Here is a 16,998-nt window from a genome sequence, read left to right on the forward strand (position 1 = left end):
CCTCATCATGGCAGTCTCGCGTGTCCTGCCGGTGAACGGGAGGGCGCGTCAGCTGGGCGCGGTCTCGCTCGCGGCGGGCAGCTGGTCCTCTTCGTACACGTTGAAGCGGTATCCGACGTTGCGGACGGTGCCGATGAGCTGCTCGAGGTCGCCGAGCTTCGCGCGCAGACGCCGGACGTGCACGTCGACGGTGCGCGTGCCGCCGAAGTAGTCGTATCCCCACACCTCGCTCAGCAGCTGCTCGCGCGTGAAGACGCGGGAGGGGTGCGTCGCGAAGAAGTGCAGGAGCTGGAACTCCTTGTACGTCAGGTCGAGCGGGCGACCGTGCACCTTCGCCGAGTACGACGACTCGTCGATCGTGATGCCCGAGGTCTGGATGCGGCTCGACACCTGCTCCTTGCTGACGCGTCCGACCGCGAGTCGCACCCGTGCGTCGACCTCGGCCGGGCCGGCCGTGGCCAGGATCACGTCGTCGACGCCCCAGTCGGTCGAGACCGCGGTGAGACCGCCCTCGGTGACGATGAGGACCAGGGGTGCGTCGATGCCGGTGGTGCCGAGGATCTTGCACAGCGACTTCGCGCCGACGAGGTCGAGTCGGGCGTCGATGAAGATGACGTCGGCGCTCGGGGCGTTGACGAGCTGCGCGGGTTCAGCGGGGATCTGGCGCACGCGGTGGCTCAGCAGCTCGAGCGCAGGAAGCGCGAGGCCACCGCCGTGCGTGGAACTCAGGACGAGAAGCTGTGCCAACGGGGATTCCTCCGGGAGCGGCCGGGACGTGACCTCATCTTAGGGTCTCGGTTCGCACCCGCTGCGCGCTCGCGTCGCGTCCGAGCGCCTGCTGGTCCACAATGGACGGGTGACAGCACCCGATCTCGCTCCGCCGCGCACCGTCGGCGGCGTCATCGCCGTCTGGGTCGTGGCCGCGCTCGCCGCGGTCGTGGTGGGGGTGTTCGCGCCGCCCGAGACGCGCGCGCTGTGGATGCCCGTCGCGCTGGGCGGATGCCTCATCGTGGCGTTCTGCGTGCAGCTCGCCCTCGGCCGCTCGCGAGGCTTCATCGAGCGCATGTCGGCGAGCGTGCTCGGAGCGCTGCTGGTCATGGGCTTCATCGGGATCGGCTTCGGCCTGTCGTCGCTGGTCGCCGTCTGACAGCGCGCGCGGGCGTAGAGTAAGGGCATGGATCTCCTCGCGCTCGAAATCTTCTACGTGGGCCTGCTCGGACTCGCGTCGCTTGCGATCGTGTTCGTCTCGGCCGTCGTGGTGAAGAACCTCTACCGCGGCCAGCGCTGACGTCGTGCTCGAGCTGCCCACCGATCTTCCGGCGGACCTCGTCCCCCTCTCGTGGCTGATCGGCGTCTGGGAGGGTTCGGGCGTCATCGACTACGAGACGGCGGCCGGCCATGTCTCGGGCGAGTTCGCCCACCGCGTGAGCTTCAGCCACGACGGCGGCGACTATCTGAACTACTCGGCGACCGCGTGGCTGCTCGACGACGCCGGAGCGGCGACGCAAGCGCTCGTGGCCGAGAGTGGCTTCTGGCGATTGGCGCGGCCCGCCGCTGACGCCGACGCCGGGCCGGCGCTGCTGCCGGCGGCTGCCCCTGCGGCGCAGCCGCGCACCGTCGACGACGTCGAGGCGCTGCGCAATGCCGAAGGCGGGTTCGACATCGAGGTCGCACTCGTCCACTCCGACGGGGTGAGCGAGCTGTACCTCGGCCAGGTCCGCGGGCCGCGCATCGACATCGCGACGGATGCCGTCGTCCGTACGGCCGGCGCGAAGGAGTACACCGCCGCCACCCGGATGTACGGGCTGGTCGACGGCCACCTGCTGTGGGCCTGGGACATCGCCGCGCTCGGCGGCGAGCTCGCCTCGCATGCGTCGGCGCGCTTGGCCCGGGCCGAGTGATGCTCGGCGCGGCCGATGTCTTCGCCGGGGTCGCCGGCGCCGTGCACGACGATCGCGGTCTGCTGCACGTCGGCAACCCGCTGCGCGAGCAGCAGCTGCTCGAACGCGGTGCCGCCCTCGCCGCCCTCGGCGACCGCGCGGTCGTGACGGTCGCGGGACCGGACCGCCTCAGCTGGCTCGACTCGCTGACCTCGCAGGCGGTGGCGGGACTGCAGCCGGGGGAGAGCACCGAACTGCTCGTGCTCGACCCGAACGGGCGCGTCGAGCACGCGGCATCCGTGGTCGACGACGGCGAGACGACCTGGCTCATCACCGACGCCGATCGCGTCGCGGCGCTGACGACGTGGCTGACGCGGATGCGGTTCCGACTGCGCGTCGAGATCACCGATCGTTCGGCTGAGACGGCGGTCGTGGGTGGCGCGACCTCGGCAGTCGCCGACCTGACCGCCCGAGCGGTCTGGCGCGACCCGTGGCCCGACGTGACGGTCGGCGGCTGGGGCTACGCGGCGAGCGAGGGGCACCCGGCCACCGGGCGCGACTGGGCGGAGGCCGTCGTCGACACCTCGGAGCTCGAGCGCCTGGCAGCGCAGGTGCGAGCGGGTGAGCGGGCGATCGCGGGACGCCTGGCCGCCGATGCGCTGCGCATCGCGGCATGGCGACCCCGGCCGAGCGCCGAGGCCGACGGGATGACGCTGCCGCACGAGGTCGATTGGCTGCGCACCGCCGTGCACCTGTCGAAGGGCTGCTACCGCGGACAGGAGACGGTCGCGAAGGTGCACAACCTGGGCCACCCGCCGCGCCGGCTCGTCGCGCTGCAGCTCGACGGCAGCGACGCCGTGCTTCCGGAGCCGGGTGCGAGCGTGCACCACGGCGATGACGAGGTGGGTCGGATCACCTCGGTCGCCCGTCACTTCGAGCAGGGGCCGATCGCGCTGGCCCTCGTGAAGCGGTCGGTGCCCGTCGACGCGCCGCTGGTCGTGCAGGTCGACGACGAGGCGGTCGCGGCCGTTCAGGAGACCGTCGTCCCGCCCACCGCCGGTCGCGAAGCCGCGCCCCCGCGACTGCCCCGACTCAGCCGCCGCACCTGACGTGTCGCCCGAGCGTCCCGACGAGCCGGCGGCGGTGACGGCACCGATCGCCACCGGCTGGCGTGCGCGCGTACGCCCGCAACGCGGCCTCAACCGCATGCGCGAGTCGGTGCCCGCGGTCGTCCAGATCGTCGTCGCCGCCTCGGCCGCCTACGCATTCGCGCACCTCGTGCTGGGGCACACGGCGCCCCTGCTGGCCGCGACGGTGACGATCTCGAGCCTCGGTCTGGTCCGGGATGCACGGCCCCGTCGCGTGCTCGAGACCGTCGTCGGAATGCTCGTCGGCATCCTCGTGTCCGAGCTGATCGTGCTGGTGGTCGGATCGGGCACGTGGCAGCTGGCGCTCGCACTGCTGGCGACGCTGCTGACCGCGCGCTTGCTCTCGGCGCAGCCGACCTTCGCCATCTCGGCGGCCATCCAATCGGTCATCGTCATCGCGATCCCCGGCAGCATGCCCTTCCTGCGCCTCGTCGACGGCGGGGTCGGGGCGGTGGCCGCGCTCCTCGCGACGGCGCTCCTGCCACGGCGCCCGCTGCGCGAGGTGTCCCGTGCCGGTCATGAGCTGTTCGCCGCATTCGGCGGCGCTGCGTCGACGGTCATCCAGGCCCTGCGGCGGGGCGACCGTGTGCGCGCCGACCGCGGACTCGAGAAGGCGCGTGCGCTGCAGCCCATGGTCGACGACTGGTCCACCTCCCTCGAGTCCGGGCTGGCCGTCGCGCGCATCTCGCCCTTCCTGCGTCGGCAGCGCACCGAGCTCGAGCGGCAGGACCGGATGCGCGCGTCGCTCGACCTCGCCACCCGCAACCTGCGGGTCATCGCGCGGCGCGTCGTGTACGCGCTCGACGACCGCCAACCGCGTCCGATCGCGGCCGATCTGCTGGCTCAGATCGCGCGCGGCGCCGACCTGCTCGCCCAGTCCATCGACGACATCGCGCTCGAGCCGGTCGCGCTCGAGTCGCTGCGCGCAGTGGCGGCTCGGCTCGACCCGCGGGCGCTGGCTCCCGAGTCGTCGCTCGGTGACCAGAACGTCATCGCGGCGCTGCGTCCGCTCGTGGTCGACCTCCTCACCGCGGCGGGGATGCCGCCCGCCGAGGCGCGCGCCACGATGCCGCGGATCTGAGCCGGCGACCCGCACGGTACGTCGCGCGATGCGATCGCGCAAGGCGGTCGAGTGTGGCCGGACGGGTGCCTAGCGTTGCCGTATCCCACGACGCGAGGAGAGGTCATGAAGGCTGTTGTATGGCACGGTATCGGCGACATCCGGCTCGACGAGGTGGCCGATCCGCGGATCGAGGACGGACATGACGCGATCGTCCGCATCACGCGCAGCGCCATCTGCGGCACCGACCTCCACTTCATCCGCGGCACGATGTCGGGCATGAAAGAGGGGACGATCCTCGGGCACGAAGCCGTGGGCATCGTCACCGAGGTCGGCGAACACGTGCGCGGCTTCCAGCCCGGCGACCGCGTCGTGATCAACTCCACCATGTCCTGCGGCGCGTGCCGGTACTGCCGTGAGGGTCACACCGCGCAGTGCGACGTCGCCAATCCGAACGGACCCGAGGCCGGCACCTGCTTCTTCGGCGGTCCCGAGACGACCGGTCCCGTCAACGGCCTCCAGGCCGAGTATGCGCGCATCCCCTGGGCGCAGAACACGATGACCAAGCTCCCCGACGCGATCACGGACGACCAGGCCATCCTGCTCTCCGACATCTTCCCGACGGCGTGGTTCGGGGCGCAGCTGGCGGGCGTCAGCCGCGGCGACATCGTCGTCGTGCTGGGGGCCGGCATCGTGGGCCAATTCGCGGTGGCCTCCGCCTTCAAGCAGGGCGCCGGTCGGGTGATCGTCGTCGACGGCATCGCCGACCGCCTCGACCGTGCCCGTGCCCTCGGCGCCGAGGTGGTGAACTTCAACGACGACGACCCGGTCGAGGCCGTCATGAACCTGACCAACGCCATCGGCGCCGACTGCGTCATCGACGCGGTCGGCATCGACGCCGAGCGTCCGAAGTCCGGGCCCGCCGCGGTCGACGGCGAGGACGGGAAGGCGTTCGACGAGGAGGTGCAGCAGGTGGCACCCGAGGCCGATCCGGACGGCGACCTCTGGCGCCCGGGAGACGGCCCCTCGCAGGCGTCCCGTTGGGCGGTGGAGATGGTCGCGAAGTACGGGCGCATCGGCATCATCGGCGTGTACTCGCCCCTGGCGGAGGTGTACCCGATCGGTGCGGCGATGAACAAGAACCTCACCATCCGCATGGGCAACTGCGACCACCACAGCGTGACGCCGCCGCTCATCGACATGGTCGCCGCGGGCGTCTTCGATCCCGCGGCGCTCATCACCGAGCACGAGCCGATCGACGACGCGATCGCGGCGTACGAGGCCTTCGACCGTCGCGAGCCGGGCTGGATCAAGGTCGCCCTCAGCACGGGCGCCTGACCGCACGTTCTCCTCGATCTCGGCCCTCGCCTCGCGTCGATGTGCGACGCTGGCGGGGGAGCACGAAGGGGAGGGCGATGAGCGAGCAGACCGAGGAGACGGCGTCCGGGCGGCTGCGGACCGCCCTGAACGCGGGCGATGGCTCGAGTCGGGTGCAGAGCGCCCTGGCGGCCGGGACGTACCCGCGTCCCGAGTACGTCGCGGTGCTGGTGGAGCAGTGCGCCCATGAGCCGGACTTCACGGTGCGCGAGACCCTCACGTGGGCGTTGACCCGCCAGGACCGCGACACGGCCGTGGCGTCGCTGCTGCCGGAACTGCGCTCGGTGCTGCCGCAGGCGCGGCGACAGGCTCTGCATACCCTGTCGAAGATCGGTGATCCGCGAGCTTGGCCCGCGATCACGACCGCGCTGCTGCACGATGACGACCCGGAGGTGGCGCAGACGGCGTGGCGCACCGCCGCCGGGCTCGCGCCGGATGAAGCGAAACCGGCCCTCGCCGACGAGCTCGCGGTCCACTTCGGCGCCGGCACGGAAGATCTGCGGCGAAGCCTCACCCGCGCCTTCCTCATGATCGGTTCCGCCGGCCGGCGCGCCGTCGACGCGGCGGCCGCCTCGGATGACTGGGACGTGCGCGTCCACGCGCTCGCCACCGACCACCTCTTCGCCCATCCCGACGACGGATTCGCCTCGGCGATCGCGGCCGCGCGACGGTCCGCCGCTCGCCGTGACGCCGCGGACTGGGACGAACAGGCCTGATCCGCCTCAGCGGGGCGCGACGGACTCCCACGGCAGGGTGAGCTCGCCGAGCCGCCACCGCGCCCGCGGGCCCAGGTCGAGGCCCCGTCCGTGCAGTGCCGCGAGGGCCGTGCGCCACCGCTGCACCGGCCCGAAGGACGCGGCCGACGCGGCGCGCGTCCACTCGTTCTCGAGCGCCGCGAGCACGTCATGGATGCGCTCGCCGGGCACGTTGCGGTGGATGAGGGCCTTCGGCAGGCGTTCGGCGGCGATGCCGGGCGTCGCCAGGTCCGCGAGGCGCAGCGAGATCGTCAGGGTCCGGGGCACCGCGCCGGGTCCGACCTGGACCCACGTGCTGATGCGGCCGATCTCGTCGCAGGTCCCCTCGACGAGCATCCCGTCCGGTGCGAGTCGCCCGGCCATGCGGGCCCACGCCGCGGCGACATCCGCTTCGTCGTACTGACGCAGCACGTTGAAGGCGCGGATGACCGCGGGTCGCCGGTTACCCGCGACCGGCACCTCGAAGCCGCCGCGGGCGAAAGACACCCGGGCGTCGGGAGCGAAACCCGTGCGACCCCGCCGCACCTCGAGCAACTGCTGGCCGGCACGCGCGACGCGCTCGGGGTCGATCTCGAGCCCGAGCACCTCGACGTCCGGACGGGTCGGACGCAGCCGCGCCTCGAGCTCCAGCGCCGTGACCCCGCTCGCGCCGTATCCCAGATCGACGACCAGGGGGTCGGCGCACCGGCGGAGGATCGGATGCCGCGCGATCCACCGATCGACGCGTCGCAGGCGGTTCGTGTTCGTGGTGCCACGGGTGGCCTGCCCGATATGTCCCGGGGCCATACCCCCATGATCGCAGGCCTCGGCTCGATAGACTCGGAGCATGACTGCGCCGTACACGCTGATCCTCCTCCGCCACGGGCAGAGCGAGTGGAACAAGTCCAACCAGTTCACCGGCTGGGTCGACGTCCGACTGACCGAGCAGGGCAAGGCCGAGGCCCACCGCGGTGGCGAGCTTCTCGCCGAGGCCGGCCTGCTTCCCGACGTGCTGTACACGTCGGTCCTGAGCCGCGCCATCCAGACGGCGCAGATCGCGCTCGACGCCGCCGACCGCCTGTGGATCCCGGTCAAGCGCTCGTGGCGCCTGAACGAGCGCCACTACGGCGCTCTGCAGGGCAAGGACAAGGCGCAGACCCTCGAGGAGTTCGGCAACGAGCAGTTCATGCTGTGGCGCCGCTCGTTCGACGTGCCGCCGCCGCCGCTCGCCGACGACGACCAGTACAGCCAGGTCGACGACCCCCGTTACGCAGGCATCGACGGCGAGGTGCCCCGCACCGAGTCGCTCAAGCTCGTGATCGACCGTCTGCTGCCGTACTGGGAGTCCGACATCGCCGACGACCTGCGCTCGGGCAAGACGGTGCTCGTGACGGCCCACGGCAACTCGCTCCGCGCGCTCGTCAAGCAGCTCGAGGGCATCAGCGACGACGACATCGCCGAGCTGAACATCCCCACCGGCATCCCGCTGGTCTACAAGCTCGACGAGAACCTGCAGCCGCTCGGACCGGGGGAGTACCTCGACCCCGAGGCCGCAGCAGCAGGTGCGGCCGCCGTCGCGAACCAGGGCAAGGCCTGACGCAGACGACAGAAGAGGGGCGGTGCCGATCGGCACCGCCCCTCTTCGCGTTCCGGATGCCGCTCAGACGCCGGCGTCGCCCACGATGACGTTGATCGTCTCGGTGTCGGGGCGCCACTCGCCCGTCGCGAGGTAGGCGACGCGCTTGCCGACGGTCACGGCGTGGTCGGCAAAGCGCTCGTGGTAGCGGCTGGCGAGGGTCGCGTCGACGGTCGCGGCCGCCTCGCCCTGCCAGTTCTCGCTGAGCACCTTCTCGAAGACGCTCAGGTGCAGGTCGTCGAGCTGGTCGTCGAGGCCGCGCAGCGTCTCGACGAGCGCGAGGTCTTGCGTGCGCAGCAGCTCGGTGAGGGTCCGTGCGACCTCGACGTCGACCTCGCCCATGCGGGTGAAGGTGCCCTTGAGGCCCTTCGGGATGGCGCGCTCGGGGAAGCGCATGCGCGTCAGCTGCGCGATGTGCTCGGCGATGTCGCCCATGCGCTCGAGCGACGCGCTGGTGCGCAGCGCGGCGACGACGATGCGCAGGTCGCGTGCGACCGGCTGCTGGCGGGCGAGGATCTCGATCGCCGACTCGTCGATCGCGACGGCCTTCTCATCGATGATGGCGTCCGCGTCGATGACCTCTTCGGCCAGCGTGATGTCGCTGGTGCCGAACGCGCGGGTGGCCTTCTCGATCGCGACGGTCACCAGCTCGGAGATCTCGACCAGGCGAGCCTGGACGTCCTCGAGGGACTGGTGGAAAACTTCGCGCATCGGGGCACCTTTCCTTCTTGCGGGACAGCACGACACCGCACTCACGGCGACGCGATTGTCGCTCGACAAGGTTAACGAACGGTGCCGGACCGATGAACATCCCTTCGTCGTACTCGGTGATCGCCTCCCGTGCGACAGTGCGCGGTTGAACGGCGTCTTAATCTGGAGGAATGAACCCGACGCAGCTGGCGCTCGTCGCCCTGCTCGCCGGGGCCGTCGTCGGGCTTCTCATCGCGGGCCTCGTGTTCGCCGCCCTGCGCGCGCGAGACAACGCCCGCGCCGCGGCGGACGGGGACGTCCCGCCCGGGGCTCGCCAGGTCCTGGCCGCGCTCGACGAGGCCGCGCTCATCGTCGACGCCTCGTTCGTCATCGTCGCGACCTCGCCGTCGGCGGAGCTGTTCGGCCTGCGCGAAGGCGAGGCGATCCCCGGCGACGAACTGCGAGAGCTGCTGCGTTCCTCGCGCGGCGTCTCGCATTCCGAGACGGGCACACTGCGGCTGCGGCGTGGGGTGGCGCCCGCCGAACCGCGCCTCATCGTCGCCCGTGCCAGCGGCATCACGCCGCGGCTGACCCTGGTGCTCGTGCGCGACATCACCGAGCGCGAGCGGCTCGCCGAGATGCGCCGCGACTTCGTCGCGAACACCAGCCACGAGCTCAAGACGCCCGTGGGTGCGGTGACGCTGCTGGCCGAGGCCATCGAGTCGGCCGCGGACGACCCCGATCAGGTGCGCTCGTTCGCCACCCGGCTGAGCGCCGAGGCGACACGGCTCGGCAACCTCACGTCGCGGATCATGAGCCTGTCGCGACTGCAGTCCTCCGACGAGCTGACCGAGCTGCGCGACGTCGCGATCGACGAGGTCATCACCTCGGCCGTCGAGACCCACGCGATCGCCGCCGAGTCGGCGGGTGTCACGCTCGTGCGCGGCGGCGACCGCGGCCTGTACGTCCGGGGCGATGTGCAGGTGCTGAGCGAGGCGGTCGGCAACCTGATCGCCAACGCCATCGCATACTCCCCGCCGGCGAGTCAGGTCGGGGTGGGGGTTCGCGGACTCACCGATGCGGTCGAGATCGCGGTGAGCGACCGCGGCATCGGCATCCCCGAGAGCGATCAACAGCGCGTGTTCGAACGCTTCTACCGCGCCGACCAGGCGCGGTCGCGCCGCACCGGCGGGACGGGCCTGGGGCTGTCGATCGTCAAGCACGCCGTCCAACGCCACGGGGGCGAGGTGCAGCTCTGGTCGCGTCCCGGGCGCGGATCCACCTTCACGATCCGCCTGCCCGCCATCGCCGCCCCCGACGGCACACCGGCCCCCAAGAAGACCAAGAAGAAGATCGCCCGGGCGCTCCCCGCTCGGACGAAGGGAGACGCACCATGACCCGTGTTCTGCTCGTCGAGGATGAGCCCGACCTCGCCGACCCGCTGGCGTACCTGCTGCGCCGCGAGGGTTTCGAGGTCGAGATCGCCGAGGACGGCCCCGCCGCTCTCGAGGCGTTCGAATCGCGCGGGGCGGACATCGTCCTGCTCGACCTGATGCTGCCCGGCATGCCCGGCACAGAGGTGTGCCGCATCATCCGCACGACCTCGAAGATCCCGATCATCATGCTGACGGCGAAGGACTCCGAGGTCGACATCGTCGTCGGACTCGAGCTCGGAGCCGACGACTACGTCACGAAGCCGTACTCGTCCCGCGAGCTGCTGGCCCGCATGCGCGCGGTGCTCCGCCGGTCCGCCACCGCCGAGGTCGACGTCGACGAGCGGGTCCTCGCCGGTGGCCGGGTCACGATCGACCTCGACCGCCACACGGTGGCCGTCGACGGCGGCGAGATCAACATGCCGCTCAAGGAGTTCGAGCTGCTCGAGGTGCTCATGCGCAACGCCGGTCGCGTGATGACGCGGGGCCAGCTCATCGACCGCGTCTGGGGGAGCGACTACTTCGGCGACACCAAGACGCTCGACGTCCACATCAAGCGCATCCGTTCCCGCATCGAGGCCGACCCCGGCCAGCCGACGATGCTGCTCACCGTCCGCGGCCTGGGTTACCGCTTCGAGGCCTGACGGCATCCGTCACGACGAGAGGCCCGACGCTGTGCGCCGGGCCTCTCGTGTCGCTGGTGAGCGGAGCTCAGTCGACCAGCGGAACGAACTCGGTGTAGTACGGCAGCGTGCCGTCCAGGACGGGCACCTCGGTGCGCACGCCCTCGCCGTCGCCCGACTGGAACGACATCGACACCGTCGCGCCGGGCTTGGTGTCGATTCCCTCGAACAGGATCGGCTCGTCGCCGTCGACCCCGAGGCTGATCCGCTCGCGTGCCGGAACGCGCAGGGTGGTGGTCTCGTCACCGACACCGAAGACGAGCGTCTGCGCCTCGTCGGTGTCGTTGACGATCGCGGCGAGGAAGTTGCCGGCGGTGCCGTCCTCGTCGGCGACGATCATCGCGTTGCGGATGTCGATCGGGCCCGAGCGGGGGATGTTCACGCCATCGGACGCGGAGTAGTCGATGGTCGTCGCCTGAGGCGAGATCATGCTGCATCCGGTGGCCCCCAGGGTCAGGGCGGCGGCCACGGCAATCGAAGCGACGATTCGCAGTTTCACGGATCCTCCAGGCAGGCAGACGGCGTCTTGAGCAGTCTACGGGTGTGCCCGCCCCTCCGCGGACCGACTCGGCGTCGACGTCGGGCGCAGTCGACCGCGAACCTTACTGTATGCCCCCTGTGGTATCCTGGATGTTGCCGAAGGGACATAACTCCATGCTTTTTGAGGTTGGCGAAACCGTCGTCTACCCCCACCACGGGGCAGCCACGATCATCGAGGTCAAGGACCGGATCATCAAGGGCGAGACGAAGAAATACCTGAAGCTCAACGTCACGCAGGGCGATCTGATCATCGAGGTCCCGGCCGACAACGTCGATCTCGTCGGCGTCCGCGACGTCATCGGCAAGGACGGCCTCGAGCGCGTCTTCGACGTGCTGCGCGCTCCCTTCACCGAGGAGCCGACCAACTGGTCGCGCCGGTACAAGGCCAACCTCGAGAAGCTCGCCTCCGGCGATGTCATCAAGGTCAGCGAGGTCGTCCGCGACCTCTGGCGTCGTGACCAGGACCGCGGGCTGTCGGCGGGCGAGAAGCGCATGCTCGCGAAGGCGCGGCAGATCCTCGTCTCCGAGATCGCGCTGGCGCTGAAGGCCGACGAAGACCACGCCTCGGGCGTGCTCGACGAGGTCCTCGCCTCCTGATCGCCGCGGGGCTCACCCGGTCGTGAACATCATCTCGGTGCCGCGAGTCGCGGTCATCGTCGTCGCTGCGGGCTCCGGAACGCGGCTCGGCGCCTCTGCGCCGAAGGCGTTCGTCGGCATCGACGAGCACTCGATCCTCCGCCATGCCCTGGGCTCGGTGGCATCCGCGCCGTCGGCGCAGGTCGTCATCGTCGTCCCGGCCGGCCGGGAGGGCGACGCGCGAACCGAAGCCGAGGCCGCGTTCGGAGACCGGATCGACCTCGTCTCCGTCGTCACGGGGGGCGAGACGCGTCAGCGCTCGGTCGCCGCCGGTCTGGCCGCCCTATGGGCCGATGTCGAATGCGTGCTCGTGCACGACGCGGCGCGTGCGCTCACGCCGCGCGCGGTGTTCTCGCGCGTCATCGACGAAGTGATGCGTTCGCATGTGGGCGTCATCCCGGCGCTTCCCGTCGTCGACACGCTGAAGCGCGTGGACGGCGGGGTCGTGGCCGCCGCGGTGGATCGCTCGTCGCTGGTCGCGGCGCAGACTCCGCAGGGCTTCCCGCGCGAGACCCTGACGGCCGCCTATGCCGGTGCGGTGGACGAGCACACCGACGACGCCGCTCTGTTCGCGGCAGCCGGGCATCGCGTCGTCACCGTCGCCGGCGACGACCTCGCCTTCAAGATCACGACGCCCGCCGACCTCGATCGCGCCCGGCATCTGCTGGAGCGCTCGCGCCCGGCATCCCGTGTGCCGCGGATCGGGACGGGTACCGACGTCCACGCCTTCGGCGGCGACGGCACGCTGCGGCTCGCGGGCCTGGAATGGCCGGGCGAGCCCGGGCTGCGAGGGCACTCCGACGGTGACGCGGTCGCGCACGCGATCGTCGACGCCGTGCTGGCCGCCGCGGGACTCGGTGACATCGGCACGCACTTCGGGGTCGATCGGCCCGAGTATGCCGGCGCGACGGGGGAGGTCTTCCTGCGCCGCGTCCGGGAGCTCGTGGCGCGGGCGGGCTACGCGATCGGCAACGTCTCGGTGCAGGTGCAGGCCAACCGTCCGCGCATGGCGGGCCGGCGCGCCGAGGCCGAGGCCGTGCTGTCCGCCGCCCTCGGCGCACCCGTCGCCGTCTCGGCGACGACGACCGACGGGCTCGGTTTCACCGGCGCGGGCGAGGGTGTTTCAGCCACCGCCGTCGCGCTCGTCTACGCGCTGCGCTGAGCTCGGCCCGCCGCGGCATCCGCTTTGGGCGCACTTCCGTGCGATGAGCGCACGTCGAGCTGCGCCCGGTTCGCCGAGCTGCGCCTCATCGCGAGGACGCGGCGTCGGTATCGATCGCCCGGGTCATGAACACCGACAGCGGATCGGGGCGATAGTCGGCGAACGGGGCGCAGGGGACGAATCCGGCTCGCTCGTACATCGAACGGGCCGCGACGAAGTCGGGCCCCGATCCGGTCTCGAGCCAGAGACTGCGGATGCCGGCGGCGCGGGCCTCACGCTCGAGGTGTGTCAGCATCGCGCGGCCGATGCCGCGGCCGAGGAAGGCGTCGGCGACCCGCATCGACTTGAGCTCCGCACGGTCGGCGTCGAAGGTCTTGAACGCGCCGACGGCCGCGATGTCGCCGTTCAGCCAGGCGGAGTACACGCGGACCGACGGATGCCGCAGCGCCGACAGGTCGAGCGCGTGGACGCTCTCGACCGGTGTGTTGGCGAGCATGCCCGCGAGGTGCGCCGCGATCAGCCGGCGGGTGGGCTCACCGGTCAGGTCATCGCGGACGATCGACAGCTCGGGCTCCATGTCAGGCCTCTCGGGGTGTCGGGACGCTTCGGGGTGCGGAGCGCGCGGTCACGGCGAGCAGGACGAGCCCGGCGGCGAGCACCGCGAGTCCCACCATCGCAAGCGGAGCGAGGCGCTCACCCAGGAGTGCGACACCGAGCAGACTCGCCGTCAGCGGTTCCGCGAGCGTGAGTGTCGCGGCCGTCGCAGCGCTGAGGCCGCCGAGGCCCCAGGTGAAGAGGGCGTAGGCGACCGCGACCGTCGCGAGCCCGAGCCACAGCGCCATCGCCCAGCCTCGGGGCTGCGCCAGCCAGGCCATGTCGGTCATCGGCAGCATCGCGATGCCGCAGACGGCAGCGCCGACGCCCATGGCGCCCGACACCGTGAAAGCGTCCCAGCCACCCGCGATGAGGCGCCGCTGCGCGTTGGCGATGACGGCGAACGCACCGCCGGCCCCGAGCGAGCCGAGGACGCCGAGGCCATCGGCACCGGCCGATCCGCCCCCCGCGATCGCCAGCAGAGCGACGCCCACCGTGGCGAGGGCGGTCGCGACCAGCCACGGCGACGTGGGACGCCGGCGCGTCAGCATCCATTCGAGCAGTCCCGCCAGCACGGGCGCCGACCCCAGCGCGATGACCGTCCCGACGGCGACGCCGTTGCGCGCCGTCCCGAGGAAGAACAGCGGCTGGTACAGCGCGAGGCACAGGCCGGTCAGGGCCATCAGCGCCAGCGCGCGCCCGCCGCCCGTCGGGCCCGGCACGCCGGCTGCCGACCGGGCGCGCTGGCGACGCGAGCCCGCGACGAGGCCGACGAGCCCGAGCGCGGCGCCGCCGACGACGAGGCGCGCCGCGCCCACGCCGAGGGGAGTGGTGTCGTCCGGGCCGAGTGCCTGCGCGGTGCCGGTGGTGCCGAAGAGCACGGCCGCGACGAGGACGGCGATCACGAACGGCATCCTTCAGTTGTACCGCCTCGGCCGCGCGGCGCGTGCCCGCGGGGCTGCGGCGGCCCGCCGGTAGGATTATGCGGTGACCGTTCGGCTTTACGACACTCGCGCGCAGGCGCTGCGCGACTTCGCGCCCCGCGACGCGTCGAACGTCACGATGTACGTCTGCGGCCCGACGGTGCAGTCGGGCCCGCACATCGGCCACGTCCGCGCCGCCGTCGGCTTCGACATCCTGCGCCGGTGGCTCACGCACCGCTTCGGTCGCGTGACCTTCGTGCGCAACGTCACCGACATCGACGACAAGATCCTCGCCAACGCCACCGAGCGCGAGCCGTGGTGGGCGCTGGCCTACCGTATCGAGCTCGAGTTCACACGTGCCTACGCGGCGGTGGGGGTGCTGGCTCCGACGTACGAGCCGCGCGCCACGGCATCCGTCCCGCAGATGATCGAGCTCATCGAGACGCTCATCGAGCGCGGTCACGCGTACGCGGCGCCCGACGGCTCGGGTGACGTCTACTTCGACGTACGGTCCTGGTCCGAGTACGGCTCGCTGACGCGGCAGTCGCTCGACGCCATGGAGGCCGCCGCCGACGCCGATCCCCGTGGCAAGCGCGACCCCCGCGACTTCGCGCTGTGGAAGGGCGCCAAGGCCGACGAGCCCGTCGACGCATCGTGGGTGTCGCCGTGGGGCCGCGGACGACCCGGATGGCACATCGAGTGCTCGGCGATGAGCCGGCGCTACCTCGGCCCCGAGTTCGACATCCACGGCGGCGGGCTCGACCTGCGGTTCCCGCACCACGAGAACGAGCTGGCGCAGTCCACAGCGGCCGGTGACGCCTTCGCCCGGTACTGGGTGCACAACGGCCTGGTCACCGTGGGCGACCAGAAGATGTCGAAGTCGCTCGGCAACTTCCTGCTCGCCGACGACGTGCTCGCGGAGCGCGACCCTCTCGTCGTGCGATACGCGCTGGGCGCCGCGCACTACCGCTCGAACCTCGACCTGAGCCCCGCCAGTTTCGACGAGGCCGAAGCCGCGCTCGACCGCATCCGCTCCTTCCAGCAGCGCGTGGCCCGGGCGGTGCCGGACGCGACCGGCGGCGAGACCGCGTCGGTTCCTGACGCCTTCGCCGCTGCGATGGACGACGACCTGGGCGTGCCCCAGGCGCTCGCGGTCGTGCACGAGACCGTGCGCGCCGGGAACACCGCCATCGACGCCGGAGACACGGATGCCGCGGCTGCGGCCGCTCGTTCGGTCGCGGCAATGCTCGACGTCCTCGGGCTCGAGGTCGCGTCGCCGGCCGGCGCCCTCTCGCCGGCAGCCGAGACCGCGGCGCTCGACGCCCTCGTGCGCACCATGATCGACCAGCGCGCCGACGCGCGCGCCACCAAGGACTGGGCGACGGCCGATCGCATCCGCGACGCGATCGCGGCGGCCGGCATCGTCCTCGAAGACGGTCCCGAGGGGACCCATTGGAGTGTGAACCGTGGCTAAGCCAGGAAACCCGTCCGCCGGACGCGGCAAGAAGAAGGGCCCGACCAAGGGCACCGGCGGCAAGAACCGTCGCTCGCTCGAGGGTCGCGGGCCGACCCCGAAGGCCGAGGACCGCGCCTGGCACCCCGCCGGCAAGCGCAAGGCCGCCCAGGAACGGTTCATCGCCGCCGGCGGCAAGGTGTCGCAGCGTCCGAGCGGTGGCAACCGTGCTCCCAAGGCGAAGGCGGGCGATGACACCGAGACGGTGACGGGCCGCAACAGCGTGCTCGAGGCGCTCCGCGCCAAGATCCCCGCGACGGCGTTCTACATCGCCCAGCGCGTCGAGATGGACGACCGCGTCAAGGAGATGCTGTCGATCGCCACGAACCGCAACATCCCGGTGCTCGAGGTCACGCGCCAGGAGCTCGACCGCATGGCCGGCTTCGACGGCGTGCACCAGGGCGTCGCGATCAAGGTGCCGCCGTACGAGTACGCCCACCCGCAGGACCTGCTCGAGCAGGTCATCGATCGCGGCGAGACCCCGCTGTTCGTCGCGCTCGACAGCGTGACCGACCCGCGCAACCTGGGCGCGATCATGCGTTCGGCGGCCGCGTTCGGCGGCCACGGTGTCATCATCCCGCAGCGCCGCTCGGCGGGTGTGAACTCCGCCGCGTGGAAGACCAGCGCGGGCGCGGCCGCCCGCATCCCCGTCGCGATCGCGCCGAACCTGACGACGACGCTCAAAGAGTTCAAGAAGCAGGGCGTGTTCGTGCTCGGCCTCGACGGTGACGGCGACGTGGCGCTGCCGGCGCTGCAGCTGGCCGACCGTCCCGTGGCGATCGTCGTCGGGTCCGAGGGCAAGGGCCTGTCGCGACTGGTCACCGAGACGTGCGACCAGGTCGTGTCGATTCCGATCTCGGCCGCCACCGAATCGCTCAACGCCGGCATCGCCGCGTCGGTCGCGCTGTATCAGGTCGCGACCATTCGTGCCGCTCAGGAGTGAGTCCGGGTCGTCGCGCCGGGACGGTCTGATGACCTTCCTGTAAATT

At 71.6% G+C, this 16,998-nt stretch carries 19 protein-coding genes; 13 read left to right on the forward strand and 6 right to left on the reverse strand.

Annotated features, from left to right (window positions below; translation table 11 throughout):
- Positions 1 to 48 precede the first annotated feature (48 nt).
- Positions 49 to 747, reverse strand: a complete 699-nt coding sequence (locus JOF37_RS14450; protein WP_210007457.1) for a winged helix-turn-helix domain-containing protein — start codon at positions 745 to 747, stop codon at positions 49 to 51.
- A gap of 109 nt (positions 748 to 856) precedes the next feature.
- On the opposite strand from JOF37_RS14450, the gene JOF37_RS14455 reads away from it, so the two are divergent.
- From JOF37_RS14455 to JOF37_RS14480, 6 genes are all read left to right on the forward strand, one after another.
- Entirely contained in the window at positions 857 to 1,147 is a 291-nt protein-coding gene (locus tag JOF37_RS14455; protein ID WP_210007458.1) for a hypothetical protein, read from the forward strand.
- A 145-nt stretch (positions 1,148 to 1,292) separates the two neighbouring features.
- Positions 1,293 to 1,901, forward strand: a complete 609-nt coding sequence (locus JOF37_RS14460) for a nitrobindin family protein (RefSeq protein ID WP_210007459.1) — start codon at positions 1,293 to 1,295, stop codon at positions 1,899 to 1,901.
- On the forward strand, positions 1,901 to 2,989 hold the full coding sequence (gene ygfZ / locus JOF37_RS14465; RefSeq protein ID WP_210007460.1) for a CAF17-like 4Fe-4S cluster assembly/insertion protein YgfZ: 1,089 nt from the start codon (positions 1,901 to 1,903) through the stop codon (positions 2,987 to 2,989). Before JOF37_RS14460 ends, ygfZ begins: the two co-directional genes overlap by 1 nt.
- A 34-nt stretch (positions 2,990 to 3,023) precedes the next feature.
- Positions 3,024 to 4,109, forward strand: a complete 1,086-nt coding sequence (locus JOF37_RS14470; protein ID WP_271174963.1) for an FUSC family protein — start codon at positions 3,024 to 3,026, stop codon at positions 4,107 to 4,109.
- A 105-nt stretch (positions 4,110 to 4,214) separates the two neighbouring features.
- The gene (locus JOF37_RS14475) at positions 4,215 to 5,426 is read left to right on the forward strand and encodes an alcohol dehydrogenase catalytic domain-containing protein (protein ID WP_210007462.1); all 1,212 of its coding nucleotides are present in this window, start codon (positions 4,215 to 4,217) and stop codon (positions 5,424 to 5,426) included.
- A gap of 77 nt (positions 5,427 to 5,503) precedes the next feature.
- Positions 5,504 to 6,181, forward strand: a complete 678-nt coding sequence (locus tag JOF37_RS14480) for a HEAT repeat domain-containing protein (protein WP_210007463.1) — start codon at positions 5,504 to 5,506, stop codon at positions 6,179 to 6,181.
- Between the two features lie 6 nt (positions 6,182 to 6,187).
- Here the strand turns inward: JOF37_RS14480 and JOF37_RS14485 are convergent, their stop codons facing one another.
- Positions 6,188 to 7,006, reverse strand: coding sequence for a class I SAM-dependent methyltransferase (locus JOF37_RS14485; RefSeq protein WP_210007464.1), 819 nt, complete (start codon positions 7,004 to 7,006; stop codon positions 6,188 to 6,190).
- Positions 7,007 to 7,046: 40 nt separating this feature from the next.
- Here JOF37_RS14485 and JOF37_RS14490 point away from each other — a divergent pair, with 40 nt between their 5' ends.
- Entirely contained in the window at positions 7,047 to 7,796 is a 750-nt protein-coding gene (locus JOF37_RS14490; protein ID WP_210007465.1) for a phosphoglyceromutase, read from the forward strand.
- A gap of 63 nt (positions 7,797 to 7,859) precedes the next feature.
- On the opposite strand, the gene phoU is transcribed toward JOF37_RS14490, so the two are convergent.
- Positions 7,860 to 8,546, reverse strand: a complete 687-nt coding sequence (gene phoU / locus JOF37_RS14495; protein ID WP_210007466.1) for a phosphate signaling complex protein PhoU — start codon at positions 8,544 to 8,546, stop codon at positions 7,860 to 7,862.
- A 170-nt stretch (positions 8,547 to 8,716) separates the two neighbouring features.
- Here phoU and JOF37_RS14500 point away from each other — a divergent pair, with 170 nt between their 5' ends.
- Together JOF37_RS14500 and JOF37_RS14505 are read left to right on the forward strand one after the other, a co-directional pair.
- A complete protein-coding gene (locus JOF37_RS14500; protein ID WP_210007467.1) occupies positions 8,717 to 9,922 on the forward strand; it encodes a sensor histidine kinase in 1,206 nt (401 codons plus the stop codon).
- Entirely contained in the window at positions 9,919 to 10,602 is a 684-nt protein-coding gene (locus JOF37_RS14505; RefSeq protein ID WP_210007468.1) for a response regulator, read from the forward strand. Before JOF37_RS14500 ends, JOF37_RS14505 begins: the two co-directional genes overlap by 4 nt.
- 67 nt (positions 10,603 to 10,669) lie before the next feature.
- Here the strand turns inward: JOF37_RS14505 and JOF37_RS14510 are convergent, their stop codons facing one another.
- The gene (locus JOF37_RS14510; protein ID WP_210007469.1) at positions 10,670 to 11,140 is read right to left on the reverse strand and encodes a cupin domain-containing protein; all 471 of its coding nucleotides are present in this window, start codon (positions 11,138 to 11,140) and stop codon (positions 10,670 to 10,672) included.
- Between the two features lie 155 nt (positions 11,141 to 11,295).
- Between JOF37_RS14510 and JOF37_RS14515 the strand changes: the two genes are divergently transcribed.
- Both JOF37_RS14515 and ispD read left to right on the forward strand, forming a co-directional pair.
- The gene (locus JOF37_RS14515) at positions 11,296 to 11,778 is read left to right on the forward strand and encodes a CarD family transcriptional regulator (RefSeq protein WP_023954865.1); all 483 of its coding nucleotides are present in this window, start codon (positions 11,296 to 11,298) and stop codon (positions 11,776 to 11,778) included.
- Positions 11,779 to 11,800: 22 nt separating this feature from the next.
- Entirely contained in the window at positions 11,801 to 12,979 is a 1,179-nt protein-coding gene (ispD, locus tag JOF37_RS14520; RefSeq protein WP_210007470.1) for a 2-C-methyl-D-erythritol 4-phosphate cytidylyltransferase, read from the forward strand.
- A gap of 85 nt (positions 12,980 to 13,064) precedes the next feature.
- Here ispD and JOF37_RS14525 read toward each other — a convergent pair whose 3' ends face one another.
- Both JOF37_RS14525 and JOF37_RS14530 read right to left on the reverse strand, forming a co-directional pair.
- Complete coding sequence (locus JOF37_RS14525) at positions 13,065 to 13,556, reverse strand: GNAT family N-acetyltransferase (protein ID WP_210007471.1); 492 nt, start codon at positions 13,554 to 13,556, stop codon at positions 13,065 to 13,067.
- 1 nt (position 13,557) lies between these two features.
- Positions 13,558 to 14,487, reverse strand: coding sequence for a DMT family transporter (locus tag JOF37_RS14530; protein ID WP_210007472.1), 930 nt, complete (start codon positions 14,485 to 14,487; stop codon positions 13,558 to 13,560).
- Between the two features lie 73 nt (positions 14,488 to 14,560).
- Here JOF37_RS14530 and cysS point away from each other — a divergent pair, with 73 nt between their 5' ends.
- Positions 14,561 to 15,970, forward strand: a complete 1,410-nt coding sequence (gene cysS, locus JOF37_RS14535; RefSeq protein ID WP_210007473.1) for a cysteine--tRNA ligase — start codon at positions 14,561 to 14,563, stop codon at positions 15,968 to 15,970.
- Positions 15,963 to 16,952 (forward strand): 23S rRNA (guanosine(2251)-2'-O)-methyltransferase RlmB, encoded by a 990-nt coding sequence (gene rlmB, locus JOF37_RS14540; protein WP_210007474.1) that lies wholly within the window; start codon positions 15,963 to 15,965, stop codon positions 16,950 to 16,952. Before cysS ends, rlmB begins: the two co-directional genes overlap by 8 nt.
- Positions 16,953 to 16,998: the final 46 nt, after the last annotated feature.

Source organism: Microbacterium imperiale (assembly GCF_017876655.1).
In the GTDB taxonomy this organism is placed as follows: domain Bacteria; phylum Actinomycetota; class Actinomycetes; order Actinomycetales; family Microbacteriaceae; genus Microbacterium; species Microbacterium imperiale.

Excerpts from the sequence above, each read along its gene's own strand:
- ygfZ (WP_210007460.1), top strand. The coding sequence starts at position 1,901 with ATGCTCGGCGCGGCCGATGTCTTCGCCGGGGTCGCCGGCGCCGTGCAC.
- JOF37_RS14475 (WP_210007462.1), top strand. The coding sequence starts at position 4,215 with ATGAAGGCTGTTGTATGGCACGGTATCGGCGACATCCGGCTCGACGAG.
- JOF37_RS14480 (WP_210007463.1), top strand. The coding sequence starts at position 5,504 with ATGAGCGAGCAGACCGAGGAGACGGCGTCCGGGCGGCTGCGGACCGCC.
- JOF37_RS14485 (WP_210007464.1), bottom strand. The coding sequence starts at position 7,006 with ATGGCCCCGGGACATATCGGGCAGGCCACCCGTGGCACCACGAACACG.
- JOF37_RS14490 (WP_210007465.1), top strand. The coding sequence starts at position 7,047 with ATGACTGCGCCGTACACGCTGATCCTCCTCCGCCACGGGCAGAGCGAG.
- phoU (WP_210007466.1), bottom strand. The coding sequence starts at position 8,546 with ATGCGCGAAGTTTTCCACCAGTCCCTCGAGGACGTCCAGGCTCGCCTG.
- JOF37_RS14500 (WP_210007467.1), top strand. The coding sequence starts at position 8,717 with ATGAACCCGACGCAGCTGGCGCTCGTCGCCCTGCTCGCCGGGGCCGTC.
- JOF37_RS14505 (WP_210007468.1), top strand. The coding sequence starts at position 9,919 with ATGACCCGTGTTCTGCTCGTCGAGGATGAGCCCGACCTCGCCGACCCG.
- JOF37_RS14515 (WP_023954865.1), top strand. The coding sequence starts at position 11,296 with ATGCTTTTTGAGGTTGGCGAAACCGTCGTCTACCCCCACCACGGGGCA.
- JOF37_RS14525 (WP_210007471.1), bottom strand. The coding sequence starts at position 13,556 with ATGGAGCCCGAGCTGTCGATCGTCCGCGATGACCTGACCGGTGAGCCC.
- JOF37_RS14530 (WP_210007472.1), bottom strand. The coding sequence starts at position 14,487 with ATGCCGTTCGTGATCGCCGTCCTCGTCGCGGCCGTGCTCTTCGGCACC.